This window comes from Streptomyces sp. NPDC026522, from assembly GCF_055567555.1.
Window position 1 is genome coordinate 241,317 of sequence record NZ_JBVHQF010000002.1, and the last position, 24,893, is coordinate 266,209.

General features: G+C 71.4%; 23 protein-coding genes and 1 pseudogene. 15 read left to right on the plus strand and 9 right to left on the minus strand.

What is annotated here, in order from left to right:
• Nucleotides 1-15: 15 nt before the first annotated feature.
• The 6 genes from ACZ4M3_RS05635 to ACZ4M3_RS05660 all read right to left on the minus strand — a co-directional run bounded on the left by ACZ4M3_RS05635 (nt 16) and on the right by ACZ4M3_RS05660 (nt 5,129).
• Nucleotides 16-621: a Uma2 family endonuclease gene (locus ACZ4M3_RS05635; protein ID WP_467730359.1), complete on the minus strand. Its 606-nt coding sequence runs from the start codon at nt 619-621 to the stop codon at nt 16-18.
• A 239-nt stretch (nt 622-860) separates the two neighbouring features.
• A complete protein-coding gene (locus tag ACZ4M3_RS05640; protein ID WP_463410444.1) occupies nt 861-1,628 on the minus strand; it encodes a succinate dehydrogenase iron-sulfur subunit in 768 nt (255 codons plus the stop codon).
• On the minus strand, nt 1,628-3,382 hold the full coding sequence (sdhA, locus tag ACZ4M3_RS05645; protein WP_467730360.1) for a succinate dehydrogenase flavoprotein subunit: 1,755 nt from the start codon (nt 3,380-3,382) through the stop codon (nt 1,628-1,630). Before sdhA ends, ACZ4M3_RS05640 begins: the two co-directional genes overlap by 1 nt.
• Nucleotides 3,383-3,406: 24 nt before the next feature.
• Nucleotides 3,407-3,889 carry a succinate dehydrogenase hydrophobic membrane anchor subunit gene (locus ACZ4M3_RS05650; protein WP_467730361.1) on the minus strand — a complete coding sequence of 161 codons (483 nt, stop codon included), beginning with the start codon at nt 3,887-3,889 and terminating at the stop codon, nt 3,407-3,409.
• A 5-nt stretch (nt 3,890-3,894) separates the two neighbouring features.
• Nucleotides 3,895-4,275, minus strand: coding sequence for a succinate dehydrogenase, cytochrome b556 subunit (sdhC, locus tag ACZ4M3_RS05655; RefSeq protein ID WP_467730362.1), 381 nt, complete (start codon nt 4,273-4,275; stop codon nt 3,895-3,897).
• Nucleotides 4,276-4,427: 152 nt separating this feature from the next.
• Nucleotides 4,428-5,129 carry a 2-oxo-4-hydroxy-4-carboxy-5-ureidoimidazoline decarboxylase gene (locus ACZ4M3_RS05660; protein ID WP_467730363.1) on the minus strand — a complete coding sequence of 234 codons (702 nt, stop codon included), beginning with the start codon at nt 5,127-5,129 and terminating at the stop codon, nt 4,428-4,430.
• A gap of 329 nt (nt 5,130-5,458) precedes the next feature.
• Here ACZ4M3_RS05660 and ACZ4M3_RS05665 point away from each other — a divergent pair, with 329 nt between their 5' ends.
• Together ACZ4M3_RS05665 and ACZ4M3_RS05670 are read left to right on the plus strand one after the other, a co-directional pair.
• On the plus strand, nt 5,459-6,256 hold the full coding sequence (locus tag ACZ4M3_RS05665; RefSeq protein WP_467730804.1) for an RNA polymerase sigma factor: 798 nt from the start codon (nt 5,459-5,461) through the stop codon (nt 6,254-6,256).
• Nucleotides 6,256-7,302 (plus strand): hypothetical protein, encoded by a 1,047-nt coding sequence (locus tag ACZ4M3_RS05670; RefSeq protein WP_467730364.1) that lies wholly within the window; start codon nt 6,256-6,258, stop codon nt 7,300-7,302. Before ACZ4M3_RS05665 ends, ACZ4M3_RS05670 begins: the two co-directional genes overlap by 1 nt.
• A gap of 193 nt (nt 7,303-7,495) precedes the next feature.
• Here ACZ4M3_RS05670 and ACZ4M3_RS05675 read toward each other — a convergent pair whose 3' ends face one another.
• On the minus strand, nt 7,496-8,116 hold the full coding sequence (locus tag ACZ4M3_RS05675; RefSeq protein WP_467730365.1) for a L,D-transpeptidase family protein: 621 nt from the start codon (nt 8,114-8,116) through the stop codon (nt 7,496-7,498).
• Between ACZ4M3_RS05675 and ACZ4M3_RS05680 the strand changes: the two genes are divergently transcribed.
• The 3 genes from ACZ4M3_RS05680 to leuE all read left to right on the plus strand — a co-directional run bounded on the left by ACZ4M3_RS05680 (nt 8,115) and on the right by leuE (nt 10,834).
• A complete protein-coding gene (locus ACZ4M3_RS05680) occupies nt 8,115-8,399 on the plus strand; it encodes a hypothetical protein (protein WP_467730366.1) in 285 nt (94 codons plus the stop codon). The two genes, ACZ4M3_RS05675 and ACZ4M3_RS05680, sit on opposite strands and share 2 nt — an antisense overlap.
• Before the next feature lie 130 nt (nt 8,400-8,529).
• Nucleotides 8,530-10,122 carry an acyl-CoA mutase large subunit family protein gene (locus ACZ4M3_RS05685; protein ID WP_467730367.1) on the plus strand — a complete coding sequence of 531 codons (1,593 nt, stop codon included), beginning with the start codon at nt 8,530-8,532 and terminating at the stop codon, nt 10,120-10,122.
• A gap of 67 nt (nt 10,123-10,189) precedes the next feature.
• Nucleotides 10,190-10,834 (plus strand): leucine efflux protein LeuE, encoded by a 645-nt coding sequence (leuE, locus tag ACZ4M3_RS05690; RefSeq protein ID WP_467730368.1) that lies wholly within the window; start codon nt 10,190-10,192, stop codon nt 10,832-10,834.
• Nucleotides 10,835-10,859: 25 nt separating this feature from the next.
• Here leuE and ACZ4M3_RS05695 read toward each other — a convergent pair whose 3' ends face one another.
• The gene (locus ACZ4M3_RS05695) at nt 10,860-12,173 is read right to left on the minus strand and encodes a polysialyltransferase family glycosyltransferase (RefSeq protein WP_467730369.1); all 1,314 of its coding nucleotides are present in this window, start codon (nt 12,171-12,173) and stop codon (nt 10,860-10,862) included.
• Nucleotides 12,170-13,144: a glycosyltransferase family 2 protein gene (locus ACZ4M3_RS05700; RefSeq protein WP_467730370.1), complete on the minus strand. Its 975-nt coding sequence runs from the start codon at nt 13,142-13,144 to the stop codon at nt 12,170-12,172. Before ACZ4M3_RS05700 ends, ACZ4M3_RS05695 begins: the two co-directional genes overlap by 4 nt.
• 176 nt (nt 13,145-13,320) lie before the next feature.
• Here ACZ4M3_RS05700 and ACZ4M3_RS05705 point away from each other — a divergent pair, with 176 nt between their 5' ends.
• The 10 genes and pseudogenes from ACZ4M3_RS05705 to ACZ4M3_RS05750 all read left to right on the plus strand — a co-directional run bounded on the left by ACZ4M3_RS05705 (nt 13,321) and on the right by ACZ4M3_RS05750 (nt 24,856).
• Nucleotides 13,321-14,658 (plus strand): DUF6716 putative glycosyltransferase, encoded by a 1,338-nt coding sequence (locus ACZ4M3_RS05705; RefSeq protein ID WP_467730371.1) that lies wholly within the window; start codon nt 13,321-13,323, stop codon nt 14,656-14,658.
• Between the two features lie 137 nt (nt 14,659-14,795).
• Nucleotides 14,796-15,161 (plus strand): annotated as a pseudogene (locus tag ACZ4M3_RS05710) (acylneuraminate cytidylyltransferase family protein); the annotation flags it as partial.
• Nucleotides 15,162-15,509: 348 nt separating this feature from the next.
• Nucleotides 15,510-16,421, plus strand: a complete 912-nt coding sequence (locus tag ACZ4M3_RS05715) for an N-acetylneuraminate synthase family protein (protein ID WP_467730805.1) — start codon at nt 15,510-15,512, stop codon at nt 16,419-16,421.
• 38 nt (nt 16,422-16,459) lie between these two features.
• On the plus strand, nt 16,460-17,611 hold the full coding sequence (locus ACZ4M3_RS05720) for a hypothetical protein (protein ID WP_467730372.1): 1,152 nt from the start codon (nt 16,460-16,462) through the stop codon (nt 17,609-17,611).
• Between the two features lie 137 nt (nt 17,612-17,748).
• Nucleotides 17,749-18,993, plus strand: a complete 1,245-nt coding sequence (locus ACZ4M3_RS05725) for an amidohydrolase (protein ID WP_467730806.1) — start codon at nt 17,749-17,751, stop codon at nt 18,991-18,993.
• Between the two features lie 229 nt (nt 18,994-19,222).
• Nucleotides 19,223-20,287: a BMP family lipoprotein gene (locus ACZ4M3_RS05730; RefSeq protein WP_467730373.1), complete on the plus strand. Its 1,065-nt coding sequence runs from the start codon at nt 19,223-19,225 to the stop codon at nt 20,285-20,287.
• Between the two features lie 237 nt (nt 20,288-20,524).
• Nucleotides 20,525-22,096 carry an ABC transporter ATP-binding protein gene (locus ACZ4M3_RS05735; protein ID WP_467730807.1) on the plus strand — a complete coding sequence of 524 codons (1,572 nt, stop codon included), beginning with the start codon at nt 20,525-20,527 and terminating at the stop codon, nt 22,094-22,096.
• Entirely contained in the window at nt 22,093-23,208 is a 1,116-nt protein-coding gene (locus tag ACZ4M3_RS05740) for an ABC transporter permease (RefSeq protein ID WP_467730374.1), read from the plus strand. Before ACZ4M3_RS05735 ends, ACZ4M3_RS05740 begins: the two co-directional genes overlap by 4 nt.
• Nucleotides 23,205-24,470 carry an ABC transporter permease gene (locus ACZ4M3_RS05745; protein ID WP_467730375.1) on the plus strand — a complete coding sequence of 422 codons (1,266 nt, stop codon included), beginning with the start codon at nt 23,205-23,207 and terminating at the stop codon, nt 24,468-24,470. The genes ACZ4M3_RS05740 and ACZ4M3_RS05745 overlap by 4 nt, the downstream gene beginning before the upstream one ends.
• Nucleotides 24,467-24,856, plus strand: coding sequence for a cytidine deaminase (locus ACZ4M3_RS05750; RefSeq protein ID WP_467730376.1), 390 nt, complete (start codon nt 24,467-24,469; stop codon nt 24,854-24,856). Before ACZ4M3_RS05745 ends, ACZ4M3_RS05750 begins: the two co-directional genes overlap by 4 nt.
• The last annotated feature ends 37 nt before the right edge of the window (nt 24,857-24,893 follow it).

A 24,893-nucleotide genomic window follows, 5' to 3' on the forward strand; every position in this document is an offset into this window, starting at 1 on the left:
CACTACTCCCGGTGCCTACGGGCGCGTCAGGGTGCCGTCGAGCTCCACACCCTTCGCCGGTCCCTCGGGGATCGTGACCGTCGTGCCGTAGGAGACGGTGGTCTTGGTGGCGTAGACGCCCTTCTCCGGGTCCGGTCCGCTGAACACCGTCACCGTGCCCTGGTCGTCGAAGTCGTCTACGACGACGTAGACGGGGATTCCGGCCTGGGCGTACCAGCGGCGCTTGCGGATGTGGTCGCGCCGGTGGGCCTCCTTGCCGGGGGAGACGATCTCGGCGACCAACGAGACACGGGTGGCGTCCACACCCAGGCCTTCCTCGTCCGGGATCTCGTCCAGGTCTTCGGGAGCCATGAAGAGGTCGGGGATGCAGACCTTTCGGCCGCGGATGACGTTACCGTCCTGGTAGACATCGATACCGCTGCCTGCGAGGCGGTCTTCCAGGATCCTGCGCAGACGGTGGACGAGTACGGTGTGGCGGCGACGGCCGGTGGGAGACACCTCGATGGACCCTTCGATGATCTCGGCCCGGTAGCCCTCCGGAAGGTCCATCGCCTTCCAGGCCTGCCAGAGGACTTCGTCGAGACCTGGGTCGCACGGCGCCTCATGGGCGAGAGCGGACATGGAAAGCACCTCCTTCGCTCAGTGTGGGTGCGGACGGCGCTCCGGTTCAAGCGACGCCGGTGACGGTACCGCCGTCCGGGGGCGCCATCCGTCTGATGAAAGGTTCTTCCGGCCGCCCGTTCAGCCCCGGGGGTGAACGGGGGTGAACGTGGATGCCCCGGAACGCGGCTGAGGCCCGCACCCCCAAGGGGTACGGGCCTCAGCCGAGACCGCCGGACGTAGTCCGGCGTGTCAAAGGATCAGAAGCGGCGGGTGATCAGGGCCCGCTTGACTTCCTGGATCGCCTTCGTGACCTCGATGCCGCGCGGGCACGCGTCGGTGCAGTTGAAGGTCGTGCGGCAGCGCCACACGCCGTCCTTGTCGTTCAGGATCTCCAGCCGCTGCTCGCCGGCCTCGTCACGCGAGTCGAAGATGAAGCGGTGCGCGTTGACGATCGCCGCCGGTCCGAAGTACTGGCCGTCGTTCCAGAACACCGGGCACGAGGACGTGCACGCGGCGCACAGGATGCACTTGGTGGTGTCGTCGAAGCGCTCGCGGTCCTCGGCGGACTGCAGGCGCTCGCGCGTCGGCTCGTTGCCCGTCGTCACCAGGAACGGCATGACGTCGCGGTACGCCTGGAAGAAGGGCTCCATGTCGACCACGAGGTCCTTCATCACCGTGAGGCCCTTGATGGCCTCGACGGTGATCGGCTTCTCCGGGTTGATGTCCTTGATCAGCGTCTTGCAGGCGAGCCTGTTCTTGCCGTTGATCCGCATCGCGTCGGAGCCGCAGATGCCGTGCGCGCACGAGCGGCGGAAGGTCAGCGTGCCGTCGAGGTCCCACTTGATCTTGTGGAGACCGTCGAGCACGCGCTCCTTCGGGTCGATCTCGACCTGGAAGTCCTGCCAGGTCGACTCCTCCGAGATCTCCGGGTTGAAGCGGCGGATCCGGAACGTGACCGTGATGAAGGGCGAAGCCGCGGCCGCGGCCTCCATCGCGTCCGTCTTGGAGAGGGTCGGGGTGGCCATCAGTACTTACGCTCCATCGGCTGGTAGCGGGTGACGACGACGGGCTTGTAGTCCAGCCGGACGGAGTCCTTACCGTCGTCGCCCACCTCGCGGTACGCCATGGTGTGGCGCATGAAGTTGACGTCGTCGCGGTTCGGGTAGTCCTCGCGGTAGTGACCGCCGCGGGACTCCTTGCGCGCCAGCGCGGACACGGCCATGACCTCGGCCAGGTCGAGCAGGTTGCCCAGCTCGATGGCTTCCAGCAGGTCCGTGTTGAAGCGCTTGCCCTTGTCCTGGACGGACACGTTCTTGTAGCGCTCGCGCAGCTCCGCGATCTTCTCGACCGCGGTCTTGATGGTCTGCTCCGTGCGGAACACCATCACGCACGCGTCCATCGTCTCCTGGAGCTCCAGGCGCAGGTCCGCGACCCGCTCGTTGCCCGTGGAGCTGCGCAGCTGCTCGACCAGGTCGATGACCTGCTGCGCCGGGTTCTCGGGCAGCTCGACGTAGTCGTTCTCGTGCGCGTACTTGGCCGCGGCGATGCCCGAGCGCTTGCCGAAGACGTTGATGTCCAGCAGCGAGTTGGTGCCCAGGCGGTTCGCGCCGTGTACGGAGACGCAGGCGACCTCGCCGGCCGCGTACAGACCCGGGACGACGGTGGTGTTGTCCGCCAGGACCTCACCCTCGACGTTGGTCGGGATGCCGCCCATGGCGTAGTGCGCGGTGGGCTGGATCGGGATCGGGTCCGTGTACGGCTCGATGCCGAGGTACGTACGGGCGAACTCGGTGATGTCCGGGAGCTTCGCGTCGAGCTGCTCCGGCGGCAGGTGCGTCAGGTCCAGGTACACGTGGTCACCGGCCGGACCGCAGCCGCGGCCCTCGCGGATCTCGGTGTAGATGGAGCGCGAGACGACGTCACGGGACGCGAGGTCCTTCATGACCGGCGCGTACTTCTCCATGAAGCGCTCGCCGTCCTTGTTGCGGAGGATGCCGCCCTCACCGCGGGCGCCCTCCGTCAGCAGGATGCCCATGCGCCAGATGCCCGTCGGGTGGAACTGGAAGAACTCCATGTCCTCCAGCGGCAGGCCGCGGCGGTAGCAGGCCGCCTGGCCGTCACCCGTGAGGGTGTGCGCGTTGGAGGTCACCTTGAAGAACTTGCCGGTGCCGCCCGAGGCGTAGATCACGGACTTCGCCTGGAAGACGTGGATCTCGCCGGTCGCGAGCTCGTACGCGACGACGCCCGCGGACTTCTTCACCCCGTCGACCTCGACCAGCAGCTGGTCCAGGACGTAGAACTCGTTGAAGAATTCCACGCCCTCCTTGACGCAGTTCTGGTACAGCGTCTGGAGGATCATGTGGCCGGTGCGGTCCGCGGCGTAGCAGGACCGGCGGACCGGCGCCTCGCCGTGGTTGCGGGAGTGGCCGCCGAAACGGCGCTGGTCGATGGTGCCGTCCGGGGTGCGGTTGAACGGCAGGCCCATCTTCTCCAGGTCGAGGACCGCGTCGATGGCCTCCTTCGCCAGGATCTCGGCGGCGTCCTGGTCGACCAGGTAGTCACCGCCCTTGACCGTGTCGAAGGTGTGCCACTCCCAGTTGTCGTCCTCCACGTTGGCGAGCGCGGCGGCCATGCCGCCCTGCGCGGCGCCCGTGTGGGAGCGGGTGGGGTAGAGCTTCGTCAGCACGGCGGTGCGGCTGCGCTTCGTCGCCTCGATGGCGGCGCGCATGCCCGCGCCACCGGCGCCGACGATGACGGTGTCGTACTTGTGGATCTTCATGAGTCGATTCGCCTCAGCCCGTGCCTAGCGGATGTTCGGGTCGAAGGTGAAGATCACCAGCGTGCCCAGAAGGATGGTGAACACCGTGGCGGTGTAGAGCAGGCCCTTCAGCCACAGCCGCGTGCCGGGGCGCTCCGCGTAGTCGTTGATGACCGTACGCAGACCGTTGGAGCCGTGCAGCATGGCCAGCCACAGCATCAGCAGGTCCCAGACCTGCCAGAAGGGGGACGCCCAGCGGCCGGCCACGAAGGCGAAGCCGATCTTGCTGACGCCGCCGTCCAGCACCAGCTGGATGATCAGGTGGCCGATGACCAGCACCACCAGGACGATGCCCGAGAGGCGCATGAAGAGCCACGCGGCCATCTCGAAGTTGCCGCGGGTCGAGCGCGGCGTCTTACCGGTGCGCTTGCGCGGGGCCTCGATGTACGGCGCCGGGTTGTCGACGTCGTAGAGGGAGACGCCCTCCACGGAGCCGATGGCCTGGGCGGAAGAAGTGTCAGAAGACATGCGTGTCACTTCCCGAACAGTTCAAGGTAGGCGTGGTGCAGGACGGGGTACACGGCCCCGGCCATCAGCACGATCCACACGGCCAGCACGGTCCAGAGCATCTGCTTCTGGAGACGCGGGCCCTTGGACCAGAAGTCCACGGCGATCACACGCAGACCGTTGAGCGCGTGGAAGAGGATGGCGGCCACGAGGCCGTACTCCAACAGCGCGACGATCGGGGTCTTGTAGGTAGCCACGACATCGTCGTACGCCTCGGGGGAGACGCGGACGAGAGCGGTGTCGAGGACGTGTACGAACAGGAAGAAGAAGATGAGGACGCCGGTGACTCGATGAGCCACCCAGGACCACATTCCTTCCCGGCCGCGGTACAACGTTCCAGCCGGCACGGAAAACCCTCCGGAAGCGGGGCGGGGGCCAGCCGGCTTCTTTGTCGGTCGGGCCCGGCCGGGTACGGTCCACCGGCCCCGGACATCGTAGCGACGCTTTGTCGGTTCCCTTGCGCCGGGTCCATCGGTGTGATCAAACAGGCACGGACGGGCTACCCCACAGGTGCAAATAGCCCGAAATCGGCGGCGGACGGGCCGTCCGGCGGACCGCCGGGCGGAACCGGCCCGGCCGGGACGGCCGACAACCGCTCCAGCAGCCGGACGAGCCGGGCCTGGGCGAGCCGGCGCAGCTCGTCCGCGGAGATCGCGCGCTCCTCGTCCGTCTCGTGGGCCATCCGCCGCCGGATCGCCGCCAGCAGCGCGTCCGCCCGTTCCTCCGGCGGGTGGGCGTCCAGGCAGATCACGAAGGCGTGGCCGAAGGTCCGCTCGTACTCCGCGCGCGCCGCGTCCAGCGCGAGGAGCGCGGCGTACGGGGCGCCGTGCGCCAGCTCCGCCGAGCACTCGCAGGCCAGAGCCCCCGTCAGATCGCCCTGGGACAGGTCGTACGAGGCCTCGTCGGCCGCGGCCAGCAGCGCGGCGAGGTCGGGGTAGGGGCGGTGGACGGCCAGCCGGTGGGCCCAGCGCCCGCTGCCGCAGCAGTGCAGCAGGGCGGCCCGGGCCGTGTCGTGGGGCAGCGCGTTGAACCGGGCGAGACCCGGGCCGTGGGTGCCGACGGGTACCGGAGCGCCGGAGCTTCCCCCAGACTTCTTTCCCGGACCACGTCCGGGAGGGGCTCCGGTGCCCCCTTGGACCTGTGCCGGAAAGTGGCTGGACAGCGGGGGGCTCCTCGGGGCGCGGCGCGGGTGTACCGCCACGCTAGCGATGCAGGGCGGCGTGTGGCGTGCCGATTCGAGGATTTCACCCGGAAGTGAGCCGAAAGGATGACGCCGGGCATGCATGACCAGGACGAACAGGGGAAGGCGACCGAGGCCGCCACCCCCCACAGGAGAGGCCCCGGTCGCCGTCCGACACGGACTCGTGCGACAAGCCCGTATCCATGTCAGCGCCCCGGATGCGTTTTCTGTCACACCCCGCTCCGCGCAGGGCTGGTTGCTGGTTGTACAACTCGTGGACGAGACGTACTTGAAGGCCGTAACGTGCGGATTTGCGCCACACGTACAGGACAGTGAACGGGTTGGGGATTTTGCTGGGGGACGACGCGGAGCTGACCGCCGCGGTGCTCGCGGCACAAGACGGCGACGAGAACGCGTTCCGTACTGTGTACCGCGCCGTGCACCCGCGCCTGCTCGGATACGTACGCACGCTGGTCGGCGACGGCGACGCGGAGGACGTCACGTCCGAGGCCTGGCTGCAGATCGCCCGCGACCTCGACTCCTTCACCGGCGACGCCGACCGGTTCCGCGGCTGGGCCGCCCGGATCGCCCGCAACCGGGCCCTCGACCACATCCGGATGCGCGGCCGCCGCCCCGCCATCGGCGGGGACGACAGCGAACTCACCGGCCACGCCGCCGACAGCGACACCGCGGGCGCGGCGATGGAGTCGCTCGCCACCAGCTCGACCATGGCGCTGATAGCGCAGCTCCCGCAGGACCAGGCCGAGGCCGTGGTACTGCGCGTGGTCGTCGGCCTCGACGCGAAGAGCGCCGCCGAGACGCTCGGCAAGCGGCCCGGCGCCGTACGCACCGCCGCGCACCGGGGACTCAAGAAGCTGGCGGAACTGCTGGGCACGGAACTCGACGCCACGGTGGACGGGACCGGCGGCGGCGCCGGCGCTCCCGCACCCGGCGCTCCCGCACCCGGCGCTCCCGCACCGGACAAGGAGGCGGCCCTCCCTTTCGGTCATAATGCCGGGAGCCCGCCACGGGGCGGCGCGGGCGTCCGCGATCTCGACGCCGTACCGGCACAGCGCGGCCGGAGCGCGGGCCTGGTGGAACAAACCGGTGTGACGCATTCACGTTGGCGGACGCAGAAGGACATGTGATGGCCGACGAGCGCAACAAGTGGCTGGACAGCGCCGCGGCGGAGCGACTGCTGCGCCGCGAACCGCCGGTCGGGCCGGACACCGACCAGCAGACCCGGGCCGACGCCGCGCGGCTGCGCGCAGCCCTGACGGCACTGGTGCCGCCGACGTCCACGGACCGGGAACTGCCCGGCGAGGCCGCCGCGCTGGCCGCCTTCCGCGCGGCCCGCGCCACCGAGGTCCGCGCCACCGACGTCCGCGCCGGGGACGCACGGCCCGCGAAGCCGGTCGCGCGCTCCTTCGCCGACGAACCCCTGGTCGACCTGTCGCCCGCGCCGCTCGTACGGATACCCGCGCAGCGGCGCCGCGGCACCCCGCTGCGCCTCGGGCTGGCGGCCGCACTGGCGAGCGTCGCGGTCGGCGGCCTGGCGGCGGCGGCCAGCGGCCTGCTGGACGGCTCCACGCACGATGCGGCGGCTCCCGGACCGGCCGTCTCGGTCAGCGCCGACGCGGATCCCGGGCCGTCCGGCGATGCCTCGGGCTTCACCCCCGCCCCACCGCTGCGGCCGACCCCGCTGCGGGACGGCGCCGGCTCCACGCCCTCCCCCGGCGCCTCTCGGCTGCCGGGCACCGAGGGACGCAAGGACCCCGGGGCCACCTCCGGGTTCACCTCGGGACCCGCCGGCACCGGCACCCCGGGCACGGACGGCTCCGACGGCCGCAACAGCCTCACGGACGGCACCACCGGTACCACCGACGGCGCGGACAAGGGCCAGGACGCGGACAAGGAGAAGGACAAGGAGCTGCGGCTCCAGGGGAAGGAGCTGTGCGGCGACTACCGCGCGGGCCGGCTCACCGGCGACCGCCGGGAGAAGCTGATCAAGCTGGCCAAGACCCTGGCGCAGGTCCCGCACTACTGCGACGGCCTGCTGGGCGGCCCCGGCGGCACCACCAAGAGCGGCGCGAACGGCCCCGGCGCGGGCACTCCCGACCGGGGAACGGGAGCCGTCCTGCCGGCCCCGACCCTGCTCCCGGGCGGCTCGCTGCGCTTCCGCACGCCGGCCTGAGGGACCCCCTCACACCTGGCTGTAACACTTTTCGACCCGCAGGCGCAGTACATAACGAGCCGACTGGTCATCGGCCGCGCATGAGCCGGGGTTCCCCCCGTACCCCTGGGCTCTGCGCAACCGGCGCGGGCGGGGCACGTTCCCCCGGCCCCGCCCGCGCCCTCTACGTAGACCCCGGCCGCAGCCGCCGGTCTCACCAGTAGACGACGACCTTGTCGCCGACCTGGACCTGATCGAACAAGGACGACAGCTTCCCCTTGTCCCGGACGTTCACGCAGCCGTGCGAGGCACCTGCGTAGCCACGGGCGGCGAAGTCGGACGAGTAGTGCACCGCCTGGCCCTCGCTGAAGAACATCGAGTACGGCATCGGCGTGTGGTAGATCGTCGACACCCAGTCCTTGGCCTTCCACTCCACCTTGAACTCGCCCTCGCGGGTCGGCGTGTTCTCCGACCCGAAACGCACGTCCATGGTGGAGACGATCTTGCCGTCGATCATCCAGGCGAGGGTGCGGCTCTCCTTGCTGATGCACATGACCCGGCCCTGCATGCAGCGCGGGTCCGGCGCGTCCACCTCGTTGGTGGTCGGCGGCCGCAGCTCTTCCTCGGTCGGCTTCTTGCTGGCGGCCTCGATGCTCTTCCAGGTCGCCTGGTCCACCGAACCCGTCGCGGGCAGGCCGTGCCCGGACTGGTAGGTGCGGACGGCGGCGGTCGTCTTCGAACCGTAGAAACCGGTCGGCGCCACCGACATCAGCTTGAGCTGGCGCAGCCGCGCCTGGAGCTCGCGGATCTGGTCGCTCTCGTCACCGTTGGCCATGATCGGCTTGACGGCGGGCGGCTGCGAGGCCGACGCGGAGGGCGAGGCGGACGCGGAGGCCGACGGCGAGGGCGAGGCGGCCTTGCCGTCGTCCGTGGCGGACGCGGTGGGTGAGGCGACCGCCGTGGGCGCGGACGGAGCCGTCGAAGGGGAGCCCGCGGCCCCCGACTTCTGCGGCCCGCAGGCGGTCGCGGCGAGCGCGACGGCGGTGGCGACTCCCAGCGTGCGGATTATTGCCTTCTGGCGGTACATGGCGGCCCCCCGGTTGTTCTCCGTTGTGTAAGTAGGTGATGCCTGACGGGCGTGGACAGTTGCGGACCGGTCCGCGATGTTGCGCCATTGTGACCAGCGGCCGACGCAGCGGGGTCCGGGCGGTGACCCCGGGACCGGCCGGCACCACGGAGGAGTGGGTCATGGTTCGTCCCCCAGCACGCACCGAGAGCGGCATCCCCATCGACCCGGTCTACGGCCCCGAGGCCCTCGCGGACTGGGACCCGGCCGTCAGCCTCGGGGTACCGGGGGAGTACCCCTTCACCCGCGGGGTCTATCCCACGATGTACACCGGGCGGCCCTGGACGATGCGGCAGTACGCCGGCTTCGGCGCCGCGGCCGAGTCCAACGCCCGCTACCGCAACCTGATCGAGGGCGGCGGGACCGGCCTGTCGGTGGCCTTCGACCTGCCGACCCAGATGGGACACGACTCCGACGCACCGCTCGCGCACGGCGAGGTCGGCAAGGTCGGCGTCGCCGTCGACTCCGTCGAGGACATGCGGCTGCTGTTCCACGGGATCCCCCTGGACCGGGTCTCGACCTCCATGACCATCAACGCCCCGGCGGCGCTGCTGCTGCTGATGTACCAGCTCGTGGCCGAGGAAGAGGGCATCGCGGCCGACCGGCTCACCGGGACGATCCAGAACGACGTGCTCAAGGAGTACATCGCGCGGGGGACCTACATCTTCCCGCCCGGCCCCTCCCTGCGGCTGACCGCGGACATCTTCCGCTACTGCCGCGCCGAGATCCCCAAGTGGAACACCATCTCCATCTCCGGCTACCACATGGCGGAGGCCGGGGCCTCGCCCGCACAGGAGATCGCCTTCACCCTGGCCGACGCGATCGCGTACGTCCGTACCGCACTCGACGCGGGCATGCCGGTGGACGACTTCGCCCCCCGGCTGTCGTTCTTCTTCGTCGCCCGGACCACCCTGCTGGAGGAGGTCGCGAAGTTCCGCGCCGCCCGGCGGATCTGGGCCCGGGTGATGCGCGAGGAGTTCGGCGCCCGGGACCCCCGGTCGCTGATGCTGCGCTTCCACACCCAGACGGCCGGGGTGCAGCTGACGGCGCAACAGCCCGAGCTGAACCTCGTACGGGTCGCGGTGCAGGCGCTGGCCGCGGTGCTGGGCGGCACGCAGTCGCTGCACACCAACGCCTTCGACGAGGCGATCGCCCTGCCCACGGAGAAGTCGGCGCGGCTCGCGCTGCGCACCCAGCAGGTGCTCGCGCACGAGACGGACGTACCGCACACGGCGGACCCCTTCGCGGGGTCGTACGCGGTGGAGCGGATGACGGACGAACTGGAGGCGGCCGTGCTCGGGCTGATGCGGCGGGTGGCGGAGCTGGGCGGGGCGGTGGCCGCGATCGAGGCCGGGTTCCAGAAGGGCGAGATCGAGCGGAACGCCTACCGCCTCGCGCGGGAGCAGGAGACGGGCGAACGGGTCGTGGTCGGCGTCAACCGGTTCGCGCTCGCCGAGGAGGAGCGGTACGAGCCGCTGCGGGTGGACCCGGCGATCGAGGCGCGCCAGTGCGCGGCGCTGGCGCGGCTGCGCGCGGAGCGCGACGGGGCGGCGGTGACGGCGGCGCTGGACGCGCTGCGGGCGGCGGCCGCCGACGCCTCGGCGAACGTGCTCTACCCGATGAAGGAGGCACTGCGGGCCCGGGCCACGGTGGGGGAGGTGTGCGGGGCGCTGCGTGAGGTGTGGGGCAGCTACGTACCGGCGGACGCCTCCTGACCCTGCTTCCCCGGGGCCCCGCAAGACGAATTCCGGCCTTTCGCACTCGCGTGGGAGACTCCCTCCCATGCTGGGTGTCACCGATCTGCCGACCTATCTCGCCGGCCTCGTCCTCATCGTCCTCCTGCCGGGGCCGAACTCCCTCTACGTGCTGTCCGTCGCCGCGCGCAAGGGCGTCCGCGAGGGGTACAAGGCCGCCTGCGGGGTGTTCACCGGGGACACCGTCCTGATGTTCCTCACCGCCACCGGGGCCGGAGCGCTGCTCAAGGCCAGTCCGGTGGTCTTCACGCTGGTCAAGTTCCTCGGGGCCGGGTACCTGGCGTGGCTGGCGGTCGGGATGATGCGGGCGGCGTGGGGCATGTGGCGCGACCGGGCCGCCCGGCAGGAGGAGGCCCTGGCCGAGCCGGAGGTGGCGGACGAGCGGCCGTACCGGCGGGCGCTGGTGGTGAGCCTGTTCAACCCGAAGGCGATCCTGTTCCTGCTCTCGTTCTTCGTGCAGTTCGTGGACCCGGGCTACGCCTACCCCGCGCTGTCGTTCCTGCTGCTGGGGACGCTGTCGCAGCTGGCGAGCTTCCTGTACCTGTCCACGCTGATATTCAGCGGGACCCGGCTGTCGGCGGCCTTCCGCCGCCGCAAGCGGCTCTCGGCGGGAGCCACCTCGGCGGCGGGCGTCCTCTTCCTCGGCTTCGCCGCGAAGCTCGCCACGGGCTGAGGCGCCGACGGGCGCCGCCCGCCGGTCAGCGCCGGCGCAGCCGGCGCAGTACGCGGTGGGCCGTCCGGCGCAGCAGCGGGCTGCGCGGCAGGAACGCCAGCCGGGCCGGGACCCCGCCCGGAAGCCCCAGCACCGTCAGCCGGCTGCGCTTGAAGTACCGCCAGGTGCGCGGGGTCAGTGAGCCCGAGAGGTACGTCCGCGCCTGCTCGCGCCGCTCCGCCAGGACGCGCGGCTGCATCGTGAAGCCGACCGCCGCCACGAGGCCGGCCACGTCCGGCAGGGCCGCTTCCGCGGACCCCGACAGCTCCGGCAGCAGCGCGTCCACCAGGGTCAGCGGGATCCGGTTGCTGTTCTGGTACGGCTCCAGGCGGGCCAGCAGGGCCTGCGTCCCGGTCCGGGCGACCGGGATCCCGTACAGCGTCGCCGCCGTGAGCAGCCCGGTCGAGAAGCACCCCACCACCAGGGCCGGGCGCAGCCGCTCGTACAGCGTCTCCGCGAGCACCGGCTCCCCGATCACCGTCAGCCGCGCCCCCAGCCGCCGCGCCTCCGCCTCGGCCCGCCGCGCGTACTGCGCCGGGGCGCTCGGGTGCGGTTTGAAGACCAGCTCCCGGTGGCCCCGGGCGTGCGCCCCGCGCACCATCTCCACGTGCAGTTCCTCCTCCTCGGCCGCCGACATCAGCTCCAGCGCCGACAGGTACTGCCCGAGCAGCAGGGCCGGGGCCTCGCCGACCTCCGGCACCGCCCGCGCGTGCGCCGCGAGTTCGGCCAGCACCTTCAGGAAGCGGTTGCCGGGCACCAGCTCCCCGGGCACCCCGAACTCCGTCAGCAGCAGCGGCTCCAGCCCCGGGACCAGGTCGAGGTGCAGCACCCGCCGCACCCGGGTCCCGATCTGCGGGTCGAGCCGGAAGCGGGTGGGTCCGTAGCTCATCAGCCCGTCGGCATAGACGTCGACGGCGGCGCCGGGGAACAGCCGGCACAGGCTCTGCGCCGGGGGGACCTGCAGCGACTCCACGACGAGCTCGACCCGGTCCTCGCCGAGCCCCCACAGCGTGCGCAGCTGCCGCTCCCACATCGGGACGTCCTCCTCGCGGGGGGCCCAGACGCTCGGGTGCTGCGGCGCGATGACGGCGTTCCAGTCGAGCACCTCGTCGAAGCGGGCGCGCAGCGCGGCGAAGCCCGGCATGGCGGCCGGCCCCGGGGTGACCTCGGGGGCGGGGGAGTGGTTGCTGGTCAGCAGGATGCGGCGGCCGGCCGGCGGGAAGAGGTCCGCGTCGACGGCCGCCGCGAGGGTGGCCGTCCCGTAGGGGGTGGAGGCGAGGAAGATCTGGGTGACGCTCACGCGGCGGCCCCCGAGGCGGCGCGGCGCCGCAGCCGGCGCAGCAGGGCGGAGCGGTCCGCGTCCATGGAGTCCAGGGCCTGGTCGAGCAGGGCCTGGGGCATGCGCGCGAGCGCAGCCGCGCTCAGCGTGCGGAGTTTTCTGGCCACGGCCGGTTCGAACCTCTCGATGGATCCGATCTGATGAGCGATGATCGCGCAATATGTCCGGACGGCTTTCGGGAGGAGCAGGCGCGAATCCCGGTCCGTGGCCGTATCCGACAGGACCTGATCAAATGCGCGAATGAAATCGAGCTGACGCTCGTCCCCGATCTGGGTCAGCGAGGTGGAAATGCCGCGCCGATAGAAGATTCCGGCCGTTCCGACCGCGGCGAAGGATTTCGCCTCCCGGTGCAGCCGCCAGATCCACGGCCGGTCCTCCGCGGTCCGCAGCCCGTCCGTGAAATGCAGCAATCCCCGGTCCAGCAGCCGCCGGTGATACATGCCGGCCCAGGCGTACGGATAGTCCACCGCGGTCGCCCGCGAGGCCGGCAGGATCGCGGCGCGCGGGTCGGCCACGACGCCCTGCGGCCCGAACGGCACCCGCTCCACGCTCCGCGCCCGGCCCGTGACCTGCACGTGGTCGGTGCGGACGAAGTCGCAGCCGAGCGCCTCGACCGCGGCCAGCGTGCGGGCCAGGTGGCCGGGCGCGAGCCAGTCGTCGCCGTCCAGGAAGGCGATGTACTCGCCGCGGGCGGCGTCCAGACCGGTGTTGCGGGCCGTGGCGAGACCGCCGTTCCCGTCCCGCGCGAGGTACACGGCACCCGGCAGCCGCTCCGCCGCCCGCTCCAGCACGGCGGCCGTGCCGTCCGTCGAACAGTCGTCGACCAGCAGGAACTCGAAATCCTCCCGGGCGTTCAGTTCGAGACTCCGCAGGACGTCCGGCGCGTATGTCTGCACGTTGTAGAACGGCACGACGACTGAGAGCTTGAGCACCCGCGTGACGTTAGGAGGCCGCCCGGCATTCACCGTGGCCCGCATAAGGATTCCATGTGAACGACGCGGGGCGGTCACGTTAACCCGTGCGCTTTCGCGTGACGTCGACGGGTTGTTAACCCGCTGTTGTGCGGTCGTTGGGCCGGTCAGCGGAAATGCGGAATAGCTTCTGCCGGGTGCCAGCCACCAGTAATCGTGGCGATCTCCGCATCGCCGTACTCGCCGATTCCGATACGCGATGGAAATGGGGCGCGCTCACCGCGCGGCGCCTCGCGCCCGACCACCGGCCCACCGGATTCCTGCTGCGCGGCCGGGCCACCCCCACCGCACGCCAGCTCGGCGAGGTCGGCATCGAGGCGGGCCCGGCCGGGCCGACCGAGGTGACCTGCGCCGAGTTCCTGGCCGAGATCGGGCGGGCACGCGGCGCCGACCGCTACGACGTGGTCGTCCTGGCCCTCGTCGGCGGCGCGGTCCAGGCCGTCCTGCACGGTGTGCGCGCCCTGTGGCCCGAACCCGCGGCCCGTCCCGTCCTGGTCACCGGCTACGTCGGCGTCGTCTACGAGAAGCTCACCGACGGCCTGCTGCTGCGGCACGGGGCCGACCTGGTCCTCGCCAACTCCCCCTACGACGCAGGCCGCTTCCGCGCCGTGTACGCAGGGGTGGGCGCCGCGTCGGACGCCGTCACGGAGACCGCGCTGCCCTTCCTCGAAGGCGCGGCCCACGAGCCGGGCGGCGGCGCGCGCACCGTCGTCTTCGCCGTGCAGCCCTCCGTGCCCGAGAGCCGCGCCGACCGCACGTACCTGCTCGCGCGGGCCGCAGGGCACGCCCGGCTGCACCCCGACCGGGAGGTACTGGTCAAGCTGCGCAGCCGGCCCGGGGAGCACACCACGCACCTGGAGGAGCACCCCTACCAGCGCCTCGCCGAGCGGCTGCCCGGCGGACTGCCGCCCAACTGCCGCCTGGTGTACGGGAACATGGGCGCGGTCCTGGACGAAGCCGGCCTGCTGGTCACGGTCTCGTCCACGGCCGCCCTGGAGTCCTTGCACCGGGGCATCCCGACCGCCGTGCTGACCGATCTCGGCATCCGCGAGGCGCTCGGCAACCACCACTTCCTCGGCTCCGGCTGCCTCGCCTCCTGGGACCAGCTGGACCAGGGGCTGCTGCCCGAGGGCGACCCGGGGTGGCTCGCGGAACAGGGCGTGGCCCCGGACCGGGAGCCCTTCGCCGCCGCCCGCGCCAGGCTCGCCGAGTTGCTCGCGCGGGAGCTGCTGCCGCCCGTGGCCCCCTACTACACGCGGGTCACCGCCCCCGGCTACCTCCCCGGGGTGCTGGCCCGCCACCGCCTCGACCCGGACGGCCACCCGCTCCCGGGCACCCTGCGGCCGGGCCCGGGCCGGGGCGGGTCCCGGGCCCGGGCCTGGTTCCGCGGCCGGCTGCGCGAGGCGGCGCGGGGTGCGTACCGGCACGGGGTCCAGCGCGTGGCCCCCACGATCCGCCGCCTGGGCGACCTGTGACCCCCCGCCGCCCCGCGCCCGCCCGGGCACCCGGACCCCGGCCGGCTCCCGGCGTGCACTCCGAACCCGCTCCCGTTCCCGTTCCCGACCCGGTACCGGCGGCCGGCGGGCCGGCCCCCGCCGCGCGGGTGCTCGCCGTGATCCCGGCGCGGGGCGGGTCCAAGGGGGTGCCGGGCAAGAACCTCGCCGAGGTCGGCGGGATCCCGCTCGTCGCGCGGGCCGTGCGGGCCTGCCTGGCGGCACCCGCCGTCACCGACGTGGTCGTCTCCACCGACTTCGAGGCCATCGCCGCCGCCGCCCGGGCCGCCGGGGCGGTCGCCCTGCGCCGTCCCGCCGCCATCGCCGGGGACACCGCGAGCAGCGAAGCCGCCCTGCTCCACGCGCTGGACTCGTTCGAGGAACTGCACTCCGTCACCGTCGACGTCGTCCTCCTGGTCCAGTGCACCAGCCCCTTCCTGACCCCGTCCGACATCGAATCCGTGGCCACGGCCGTCGCTTCGGGCGGCGCCGACTCCGCCATGACCGTGGCCCCCTTCCACGGCTTCCTCTGGCGCGCGGCGCCCGACGGCACCGGATGCGGCGTCAACCACGAAGCCGCGTACCGCCCCCGCCGCCAGGACCGCCCCGAGGACCTGCTGGAGACCGGCGCCGCCTACGCCATGGCCGCCGACGGCTTCCGCGCCGCCCGGCACCGCTTCTTCGGGCGCACCCGGCCCGTCCGCACCGACCCGGCCCGGGTCCTGGAGATCGACGACCCCCACGACCTCGCCCGCGCCCGCCTCCTCGCACCCCTGCTCGACACCCCGTCCGACGCCCCGCCCCCGCCCCCCGTACGAAGGACGTCACCCACCATGAGCTCCACCACCCGCCTGCGCAGCTTCGGTCAGCGCCTCGCCGGTCCCGGTCAGCCCGTCTACGTCGTCGGCGAGATCGGCATCAACCACAACGGTGACCTGAACAACGCCTTCGCCCTCATCGACGCCGCCGCCGACGCCGGCTGCGACGCCGTCAAGTTCCAGAAGCGCACCCCCGAGATCTGCACTCCCCGCGACCAGTGGGACATAGAGCGCGACACCCCCTGGGGCCGGATGACGTACATCGACTACCGCCACCGCGTCGAGTTCGGCGAGGACGACTACCTCGCCATCGACGCGCACTGCGCCGAGCGCGGCATCGACTGGTTCGCCTCCCCCTGGGACACCGAGGCCGTCGCCTTCCTGGAGAAGTTCGACCTCCCCGCCCACAAGGTGGCCTCCGCCTGCCTCACCGACGACGAACTGCTGCGCGCCCTGCGCGCCACCGGCCGGACCGTCGTGCTGTCCACCGGCATGTCCACCCCGAAGCAGATCCGGCACGCCGTCGAGGTGCTCGGCAGCGACAACATCCTGCTCTGCCACGCCACGTCGACGTACCCCGCCAAGGCGGAGGAACTCAACCTGCGGGTGATCAACACCCTCCGCGACGAGTACCCCAACGTCCCGATCGGCTACTCCGGCCACGAGACGGGCCTGCAGACCACGCTGGCCGCCGTCGCCCTCGGCGCCGCGTTCGTCGAGCGGCACATCACCCTCGACCGTGCGATGTGGGGCTCCGACCAGGCCGCCTCCGTCGAACCCGGCGGCCTCGCCCGCCTCGTGCGTGACATCCGCACCATCGAGACCGCCCTCGGCGACGGCGTCAAGCGCGTCTACGACTCCGAGCTGGCCCCCATGAAGAAGCTCCGCCGCTTCTCCGGCCAGAGCCAGGCCCCCGCCACCGTCTGACCGCTCCGATCCCGCCCCCCTCAGCCGAGGAGTACGTGGTGACCCCCTCCGTCCCTGGTTCCACCCCCCGTTCGACCCTTGCCTTCGTCGAGAGCCCGGTCCAGCTGCTCAACGTCCTCGAATGGGCCCACGCCGAGCGCGGCCCCGCCGGCGACCGGCTCCTGGACGCCGTGCCCCGCCAGCCCACCGCCGCCTCCCGGGCGGCCGGGCGGGCGGAGGCCCCGCTCATCGTCGTCCTGCCGCCCACCGACCCCATGTCCCGGGGCCAGCTGCGCCGGGTCGCGGCCCTGGCCCGCGACGAGGGGTTCACCGTCCGGTGGCAGGAGGCGCGCGGTGGCGCCGGGGCCCCGTTCCGGGCCCTCGCGGCGCTCGCCGCCGACGTGCACCGGGCCGAGCGGATCGTGGTCGGGGACCCCTTCTCCCGCTTCGTCCAGCTGCTGCTCGCCCCGGCGTCGCGCACCGCCGAGCTGGTCGTCGTCGACGACGGCACCGCCACCATGGAGTTCGTCGCGCAGCTCGGCCGCGGCGAGCGGCTGCGCCGCTGGCACCGCACCGGCGGCGGGACCGCGTCCCGGGTGCGGGAGCTCGCGTACGCCCCGGTGTCGGGGACCGCCCGGCGCCGGCTCACCCCGGGCGGGCGCCGCCGGGTACGGGTGTTCACCTCGATGCCGGTCACCCCGCTGCCCGGGATGGAGCTGCGCGTCAACGACTTCGCCTGGACCCGATCCCGCTTCGGGCCGCCCCGGCTGACGAAGGGCACCGACCTCGTCGGCACCTCCCTGGTGGAGACGGGCGTGGTGGATCCGGCCCGCTACCTCGACGCCGTGTGCGCGCTGAGCCGGGAACACGGCGCGACCCGGTACTTCGCGCACCGCCGGGAATCCCCGGAGAAGCTGCGGGTGCTGAGCGAGGCGGCCGGGCTGGAGATCGTGCGTCCGGACCTGCCGCTGGAGCTGGTCGCCCGGCGCGGGCCGGTGGGCCGGACCATCGTCAGCTTTCCGTCCACGGTCGTCCACACGCTGCCGTACGCCCTGGCCGGTACCGGCGTCACCGTCGCCGTATGCGATGTCGATCCGGCCTGGCTCACGGCGGCCGCCTCGCCCCGGGCCAGGGGCTTCCTCGCCGGGGTCACCGACACCGCGCGCGACGTGCGCAGACTGCCCGCTCAGGCGGCTCCGGCGGCCGGATGAGCGCGCGAGTTTACCCTTCGGTGCATCCGGTCATGCGTCCGGAGGCCGGGTTTCTTTCCCCTAACGGCATGAACTTTTGGTGATCTCCGGCCAGTTGACCCATCCGTGCGCCTAACCTTCAACGGGTGAACCAGTTGATGTCCCGCGAGTCCCAGACCGCCCTGCCCGGCACGCCCGACCGGCCCGAGCTGCCCGGCACGCTTCCGGACCACCTGCGTGCCGAACTGATCTCCTTCCGCCGGGACCTGCACATGCATCCCGAACTCGGGCACCAGGAGTTCCGCACCACGGCGGCGATCAAGGCCCGGCTGGAAAAAGCCGGCCTGCGCCCACGGGTGCTGAGCACGGGCACCGGCCTGATCTGTGACGTCGGCACCTGGGACGGGGTACAGCCCGTGCTCGCCCTGCGCGCGGACATCGACGGCCTGCCCATCCCGGACACGAAGACCCACGTGCCGTACCGCTCGACCTTCCCCGACCGGGCGCACGCCTGCGGCCACGACGTCCACACCGTGACCGTGCTCGGCGCGGGCCTGGTGCTCGCCGAGCTCGACCGGCAGGGCCTGCTGCCGCAGCCGGTCCGGCTGCTGTTCCAGCCCGCCGAGGAGGTGCTCCCGGGCGGCGCCAGCGACGCCATCGAGGACGGAGTGCTGGACGGCGTCGGCAAGATCATCGCGGTGCACTGCGACCCCCGGGTGGACGCCGGGAAGATCGGGCTGCGCCCCGGTGCCATCACCTCCGCCTGCGACCGGCTGGAAGTCACCCTGGCGGGCCCCGGCGGCCACACCGCCCGCCCGCACCTGACCACCGACCTCGTCACGGCCGCCGCCCGTGTCGCGGTCGACGTGCCGGCGGTGCTGGCCCGCCGGATGGACGCCCGCTCGGGCATGTCCGTCACCTGGGGCCGGATCGAGGCCGGGCACGCCTGCAACGTCATCCCGATGCACGCGGAGCTGTCCGGAACCGTGCGGTGCCTGGACCTGAACGCCTGGCACGGCGCCCCCGACCAGATCCACGCGGCGATCGACGAGGTCGCGGCCCTGCACGGGGCCAAGTCGGAGATCACCTACGTCCGCGGCGTGCCGCCGGTGGTCAACGACCCGATGGTGACCGAGCTGCTGCGCGAGGCGATGGCGGCCCGGCGCGGCCCCGGGGCGATCGAGGACACCGAGCAGAGCCTGGGCGGCGAGGACTTCTCCTGGTACCTGGAGCACGTCCCGGGCGCCATGGCCCGCCTCGGCGTGCACAAGCCCGGCGACCCCGCCAAGCGGGACCTGCACCGGGGCGACTTCGACGTGGACGAGTCCGCGATCGCCGTCGGCGTCGAGTTCTTCACGGCCGCCGCCCTGCTCGACGGGCGTCGCGCCAGGCCTTCCCGGTAAAAGCCGGGGCAAAATCTGTACAACATCTGAGCGGCATCCGGCGCACCTGTCCAGCCCTTGGTATGCAAGGGCTGGACGCTCGACCAGTTACTGATCGGTCACTGTCCGGTTCGCGACGATCCGATAACGACTCATGAACGGGCTCTTAACTGACATCTACGCGCGTTACGATCGCCGCGAAACCAGCGCCGGTCGTGGCGCTTCGGTCAGGTTTTGAAGGAGCCTCCCCTTGCGCCGGATCACCAGGATCGCCACCGTGGGCCTCGCGTCCGCGGCGCTGGCCCTCTCGGCCACCGCCTGTGGCGGAAAGAAGTCGTCGGACGCCACCTCGTCCAGCTCGTCCTCCGGTACGAAGGAGGCGAGCGCCGCCATCGCATACGACATCGGCGGCCGCGGCGACCAGTCGTTCAACGACGCCGCCTACGCCGGTCTCGAAAAGGCGAAGACCGACCTCAAGATCAAGACCGCCGAGGCGGAGCCCACCGAGGGCGAGTCCGAGGCCGACAAGGTCCAGCGCCTGACCGAGCTCGCGCGCAAGGGCAACAACCCGGTCATCGGCGTCGGCTTCTCGTACGCCCCGGCCATCAAGAAGGTCGCCGCGAAGTTCCCGAACACCACGTTCGGCATCATCGACGACACCTCGCAGACCGACAAGAACATCGCCAACCTGGTCTTCAACGAGGAGCAGGGCTCCTACCTGGCCGGCGTCGCCGCCGCCAAGACGTCGAAGACCGGCACGGTCGGCTTCATCGGCGGTGTCGAGGTCCCGCTGATCAAGAAGTTCCAGGCGGGCTTCGAGCAGGGCGTCAAGGACACCAACCCGAACGCCAAGGTGCTGTCGACCTACCTGACCCAGCCGCCGGACTTCTCCGGCTTCGCCAAGCCCGACCTCGGCAAGGCCGCCGCCAAGGGTCAGCTCGACAGCGGCGCCGACGTGGTCTACGCCGCCGCCGGCCTGGCCGGCTCGGGTGCCATCGAGGCCGCCGCCACCTCCGGCAAGTGGGCCATCGGTGTCGACTCCGACCAGTACAACCAGCCCGGTCTGTCGAAGTACAAGGACCACATCCTGACCTCGGTCACCAAGGACGTCTCCCTCTCGGTCTACGACCTGATCAAGTCGGTCCAGGACGGCAAGCCGGAGTCCGGCGAGGTCCGCTACGGCCTGGACAAGAACGGCGTCGCCCTGGCCGACTCCAACCCGCAGTACAAGTCGATGGCGGAAGTCACCGCCGCGGTGGAGAAGGCCAAGGCCGACATCATCGCGAAGAAGATCACGGTCAAGACCGCCCCGTAAGGGACGGCCTGCCGGCCGATCGGTTTTCCCGGGGTCCGGGTAGCGGCTCTGCCGTCACCCGGGCCCCGACCCGCGTCAAGTGGCCACCCGGTCACAACTTTTCACTTCCGACAGTGCTACGCGCGTAGAGGAACCGTGGACGCGGTACCTTCTCTCCCCGCCCTGTCCCCCCTGCCTTCCGCTCCTTCGCGCCAAGGAGAGTGCGTCATCAACGCGTCCAGCCCCCCCGCCGTAGAACTGCACGGCATCACCAAGCGTTTCCCTGGCGTCGTCGCCAACAAGGACATCGACATCACCGTTCGCAAGGGCACGGTCCACGCCCTCATCGGTGAGAACGGTGCCGGCAAGTCGACCCTGATGAAGATCCTCTACGGCATGCAGAAGCCGGACGAGGGCACCATCGCCGTCGACGGGGAGCAGGTCTCCTTCGCCAACCCGGGCGACGCGATCGCCCGCGGCATCGGCATGGTGCACCAGCACTTCATGCTCGCCGACAACCTCACCGTCCTGGAGAACGTCGTCCTCGGCGGCGAGAAGCTGTACGGGATCGGCGGCAAGGCCCGCAAGAAGATCATGGAGATCTCGGACGCGTACGGCCTCGGCGTCCGCCCCGACGCCCTCGTCGAGGAGCTCGGCGTCGCCGACCGCCAGCGCGTGGAGATCCTCAAGGTCCTCTACCGCGGCGCCCGCACCCTCATCCTCGACGAGCCGACCGCCGTGCTCGTGCCGCAGGAAGTGGACGCGCTCTTCGACAACCTGCGCGAGCTCAAGGCCGAGGGCCTGACCGTCATCTTCATCTCGCACAAGCTGGGCGAGGTGCTGAAGGTCGCCGACGACATCACCGTCATCCGCCGGGGCACCACGGTCGGCACCGCCGACCCCAAGTCCGCCACCACCAAGCAGCTCGCCGAGCTGATGGTGGGCAGCGAGCTGCCCTCGCCGGAGACCCGCGAGTCCACGGTGACCACGACCCCGATGCTCCAGGTCCAGGGGCTGCGCCTGGCTGCCACCGACCCGGACGGGATCGTCCGCGAGGTGCTCGCCGGCATCGACTTCACCATCCACAAGGGTGAGGTCCTCGGCATCGCCGGGGTGGAGGGCAACGGCCAGACGGAGCTCATCGACGCCCTCATGGGCATGAGCATCCCCGACGGCGGCGTCATCACCCTCGACGGCGAGGACATCTCCACCACCCCGACCCGCAAGCGCCGCGAGGGCGGCATCGGCTACATCCCCGAGGACCGCCACCGGCACGGGCTGCTGCTGGACTCCCCGCTCTGGGAGAACCGCATCCTCGGCCACGTCACCGAGGCGCCGAACTCCAAGCGCGGTGTCCTCGACCCGAAGGCCGCCCGCAAGGACACCGAGCGCATCGTGCGCGAGTACGACGTCCGCACCCCGGGCATCGACGTGACCGCGGCCTCCCTCTCCGGCGGCAACCAGCAGAAGCTGATCGTCGGCCGCGAGATGAGCCACAACCCCAAGTTCCTCATCGCCGCCCACCCCACCCGCGGTGTGGACGTCGGTGCGCAGGCGCAGATCTGGGACGCCATCCGCGAGGCCCGGCACGAAGGCCTGGCCGTGCTGCTCATCTCCGCCGACCTCGACGAGCTGATCGGCCTGTCCGACACCCTGCGCGTCATCTACCGCGGCCGCCTGGTCGCGGACGCCGATCCGGCGACCATCACGCCCGAGGAGCTCGGCACCGCCATGACGGGCGCCGCGACCGGGCACCTGGAAGCAACCAACGACCACGTTGAAGGCTCCGCCGCTGCCGACGGTGAGACGACGGAGGACGAGGCCCGATGAAGAAAATCGACAAGGACCGGCTGCTGCTCTCGGTCGCCGGACCGGTGCTCGCACTGGTCAGCGCCCTGGTGCTGACCGTGATCGTGCTCGCCGCCTCGGGCGTCGACCCGATCGACCCGCTGCGCATCATGATCGACCAGGCCAGTTACGAGGACATCCAGGTCCTGATCATCAACCAGGCCGGCATCTACTACCTGGCAGCCCTGGCCGTCGCCATCGGCTTCCGGATGAACCTCTTCAACATCGGCGTGGACGGCCAGTACCGCCTCGCGGCGATGATCTCCGCGGTGGTCGGTACGGCGGTCTCGCTGCCCGGTCCGCTGCACGTCCTGCTGATCGTGGTCGTGGCCATGCTCACGGGTGCCTTCTGGGCCGGCATCGCGGGCGCCCTCAAGGCCCGCCGAGGGGTGAGCGAGGTCGTCTCCACGATCATGCTCAACGCCATCGCGACCTCGCTGATCGCCTGGCTGATCCTGCCGAAGAACTTCGGCGTCCAGCCGGCCGGCTCCAACGACCTCACCACCGGTGACATCCCGGAGTCCGGCTGGGTCCCGTCGCTCTCCCTCTCCGGCGGCGACATCTACGGCTTCACCTTCGTCGCCTTCGCCCTGGGCATCGTCTACTGGTTCGTGCTGAACCGGACCCGCTTCGGCTTCGACCTGCGCGCCACCGGCGCCAGCGAGACCGCGGCCCAGGCCTCCGGTGTGGACGCCAAGAAGATGATCATGACGTCGATGCTCATCTCGGGCGCGGTCGCCGGCCTGACGGGCATGCCGCTGCTGCTCGGCGAGTCGCACACCTACAACCTGTCCTTCCCGCTGGGCATCGGCTTCACCGGCATCACCATCGCCCTGCTCGGCCGGAACAACCCCCTCGGCATCTTCTTCTCGGCCCTCCTGATCGCCTTCATCGACAAGGCCTCCGCCGGTCTCGACCAGAACGGCTACGCCAAGGAGATCGGCACGATCCTGCAGGGCCTGATCGTGATCGCCGTCGTCGTCAGCTACGAGCTCGTCCGCCGCTACGGCATCCGCCGCCAGCAGCAGAAGGTCGGCGAAGAGCTGGCCGCCGGCCACGCCCTCAAGACCGACAACAAGGAGGTCGCGGCGTGAGCACCAGCACCGTTTCCGCGACGAGCGCCGCGCCCAAGAAGGGCGGCGGCCGCCGCAAGCTCACCCTGCCCTGGATCCTGCTGCTGATCGCGGCCGGGATCGCCCTGATCTCCCTGGTCAGGATCATCTCCGGGGCCGACGACCTGACCTCCGTCGGCCAGGTCTCCGGCGCCCTCCAGCTCGCCGTGCCGATCGCCCTCGCCGGCCTCGGCGGCCTGTGGGCCGAGCGCGCGGGCGTGGTCAACATCGGCCTCGAAGGCATGATGATCCTGGGCACCTGGTTCGGCGCCTGGGCCGGCTACCAGTGGGGTCCGTGGACCGGTGTCCTCGTCGGCATCGCCGGCGGCGCCCTCGGCGGCCTGCTGCACGCGATCATCACCGTGACGTTCAACGTCAACCACATCGTCTCCGGTGTGGCGGTCAACATCCTGGCCGTCGGCTTCACCCAGTACCTGTCGAACTTCACCTTCGACACGGTGCCGGGCGGCTCCTCCAAGCAGTCCCCGCGCATCGAGCCGATCACCGAGATCACCGTTCCGGGGCTCTCGGACTGGCTGACCACGCTCCAGGGCAAGCACTGGTTCCTCGTCTCGGACGTGGCCGGGGTCCTCGGCGGGCTCGTCACCAACCTCTCGCTGCTGACCGTCGTGGCGGTCCTGCTGGTCCCGGCCACCTGGTGGGTGCTGTGGCGGACCTCCTTCGGTCTGCGCCTGCGCTCCTGCGGTGAGAACCCGGTCGCCGCCGAGTCCCTCGGCGTCAACGTCTACAAGTACAAGTACATCGCCGTCGTCGTCTCCGGCGCGATGGCCGGCCTCGGCGGCGCGTTCCTCGCGATCGTCTCCACCGGCATCTACCAGGAGGGCCAGACCGGCGGCCGCGGCTACATCGGTCTCGCCGCGATGATCTTCGGCAACTGGATGCCGGGCGGCATGGCCCTCGGCTCGGGCCTCTTCGGCTTCACCTACAGCCTCCGGCTGCGCGGTGGCGCCGAGAACGTCCACGCGATGCTCCTGCTGCTCGCGATCCTGCTCGTGATCGTCGTCGGCTGGCAGCTGTACAAGAAGAAGTACCTGCAGGCGGGCATCGCGGCCGCCTGCTCCGCCGGCCTCTTCCTCTGGTACGTGCTCACCGACTCCGTCCCGAGCCAGTTCGTGGACGCCGCCCCGTACGTCACGACGCTGCTCGTGCTCGCCCTGTCGGCGCAGCGCCTGAGGATGCCCAAGGCGGACGGCATGCCGTACCAAAAGGGCCAGGGCAAGTGACGGCCGTGGACTGGGAGGCCCTGCGGACCGCCGCCCGGGAGGCGATGACGCGGGCGTACGCCCCGTACTCGGGCTTCCCGGTCGGTGTGGCCGCGCTGGTCGACGACGGCCGCACGGTCGTCGGCTGCAACGTGGAGAACGCCAGCTACGGACTCGGCCTGTGCGCCGAGTGCGGGCTGGTCTCCGCCCTCCAGGCCACCGGCGGCGGCCGGCTCACGCACTTCACCTGCGTGGACGGCAAGGGCGACATCCTGGTCCCGTGCGGCCGCTGCCGCCAGCTGCTCTTCGAGTTCGGCGGCCCCGAACTGCAGGTGGAGACACCCGAAGGGGTGCTGCCGCTCGCGGCGATGCTCCCGCAGGCCTTCGGGCCGGACCACCTGAGATAGCCGTAGCGACGGTCCTTCGTCCCTCCCGGGCGAAGGA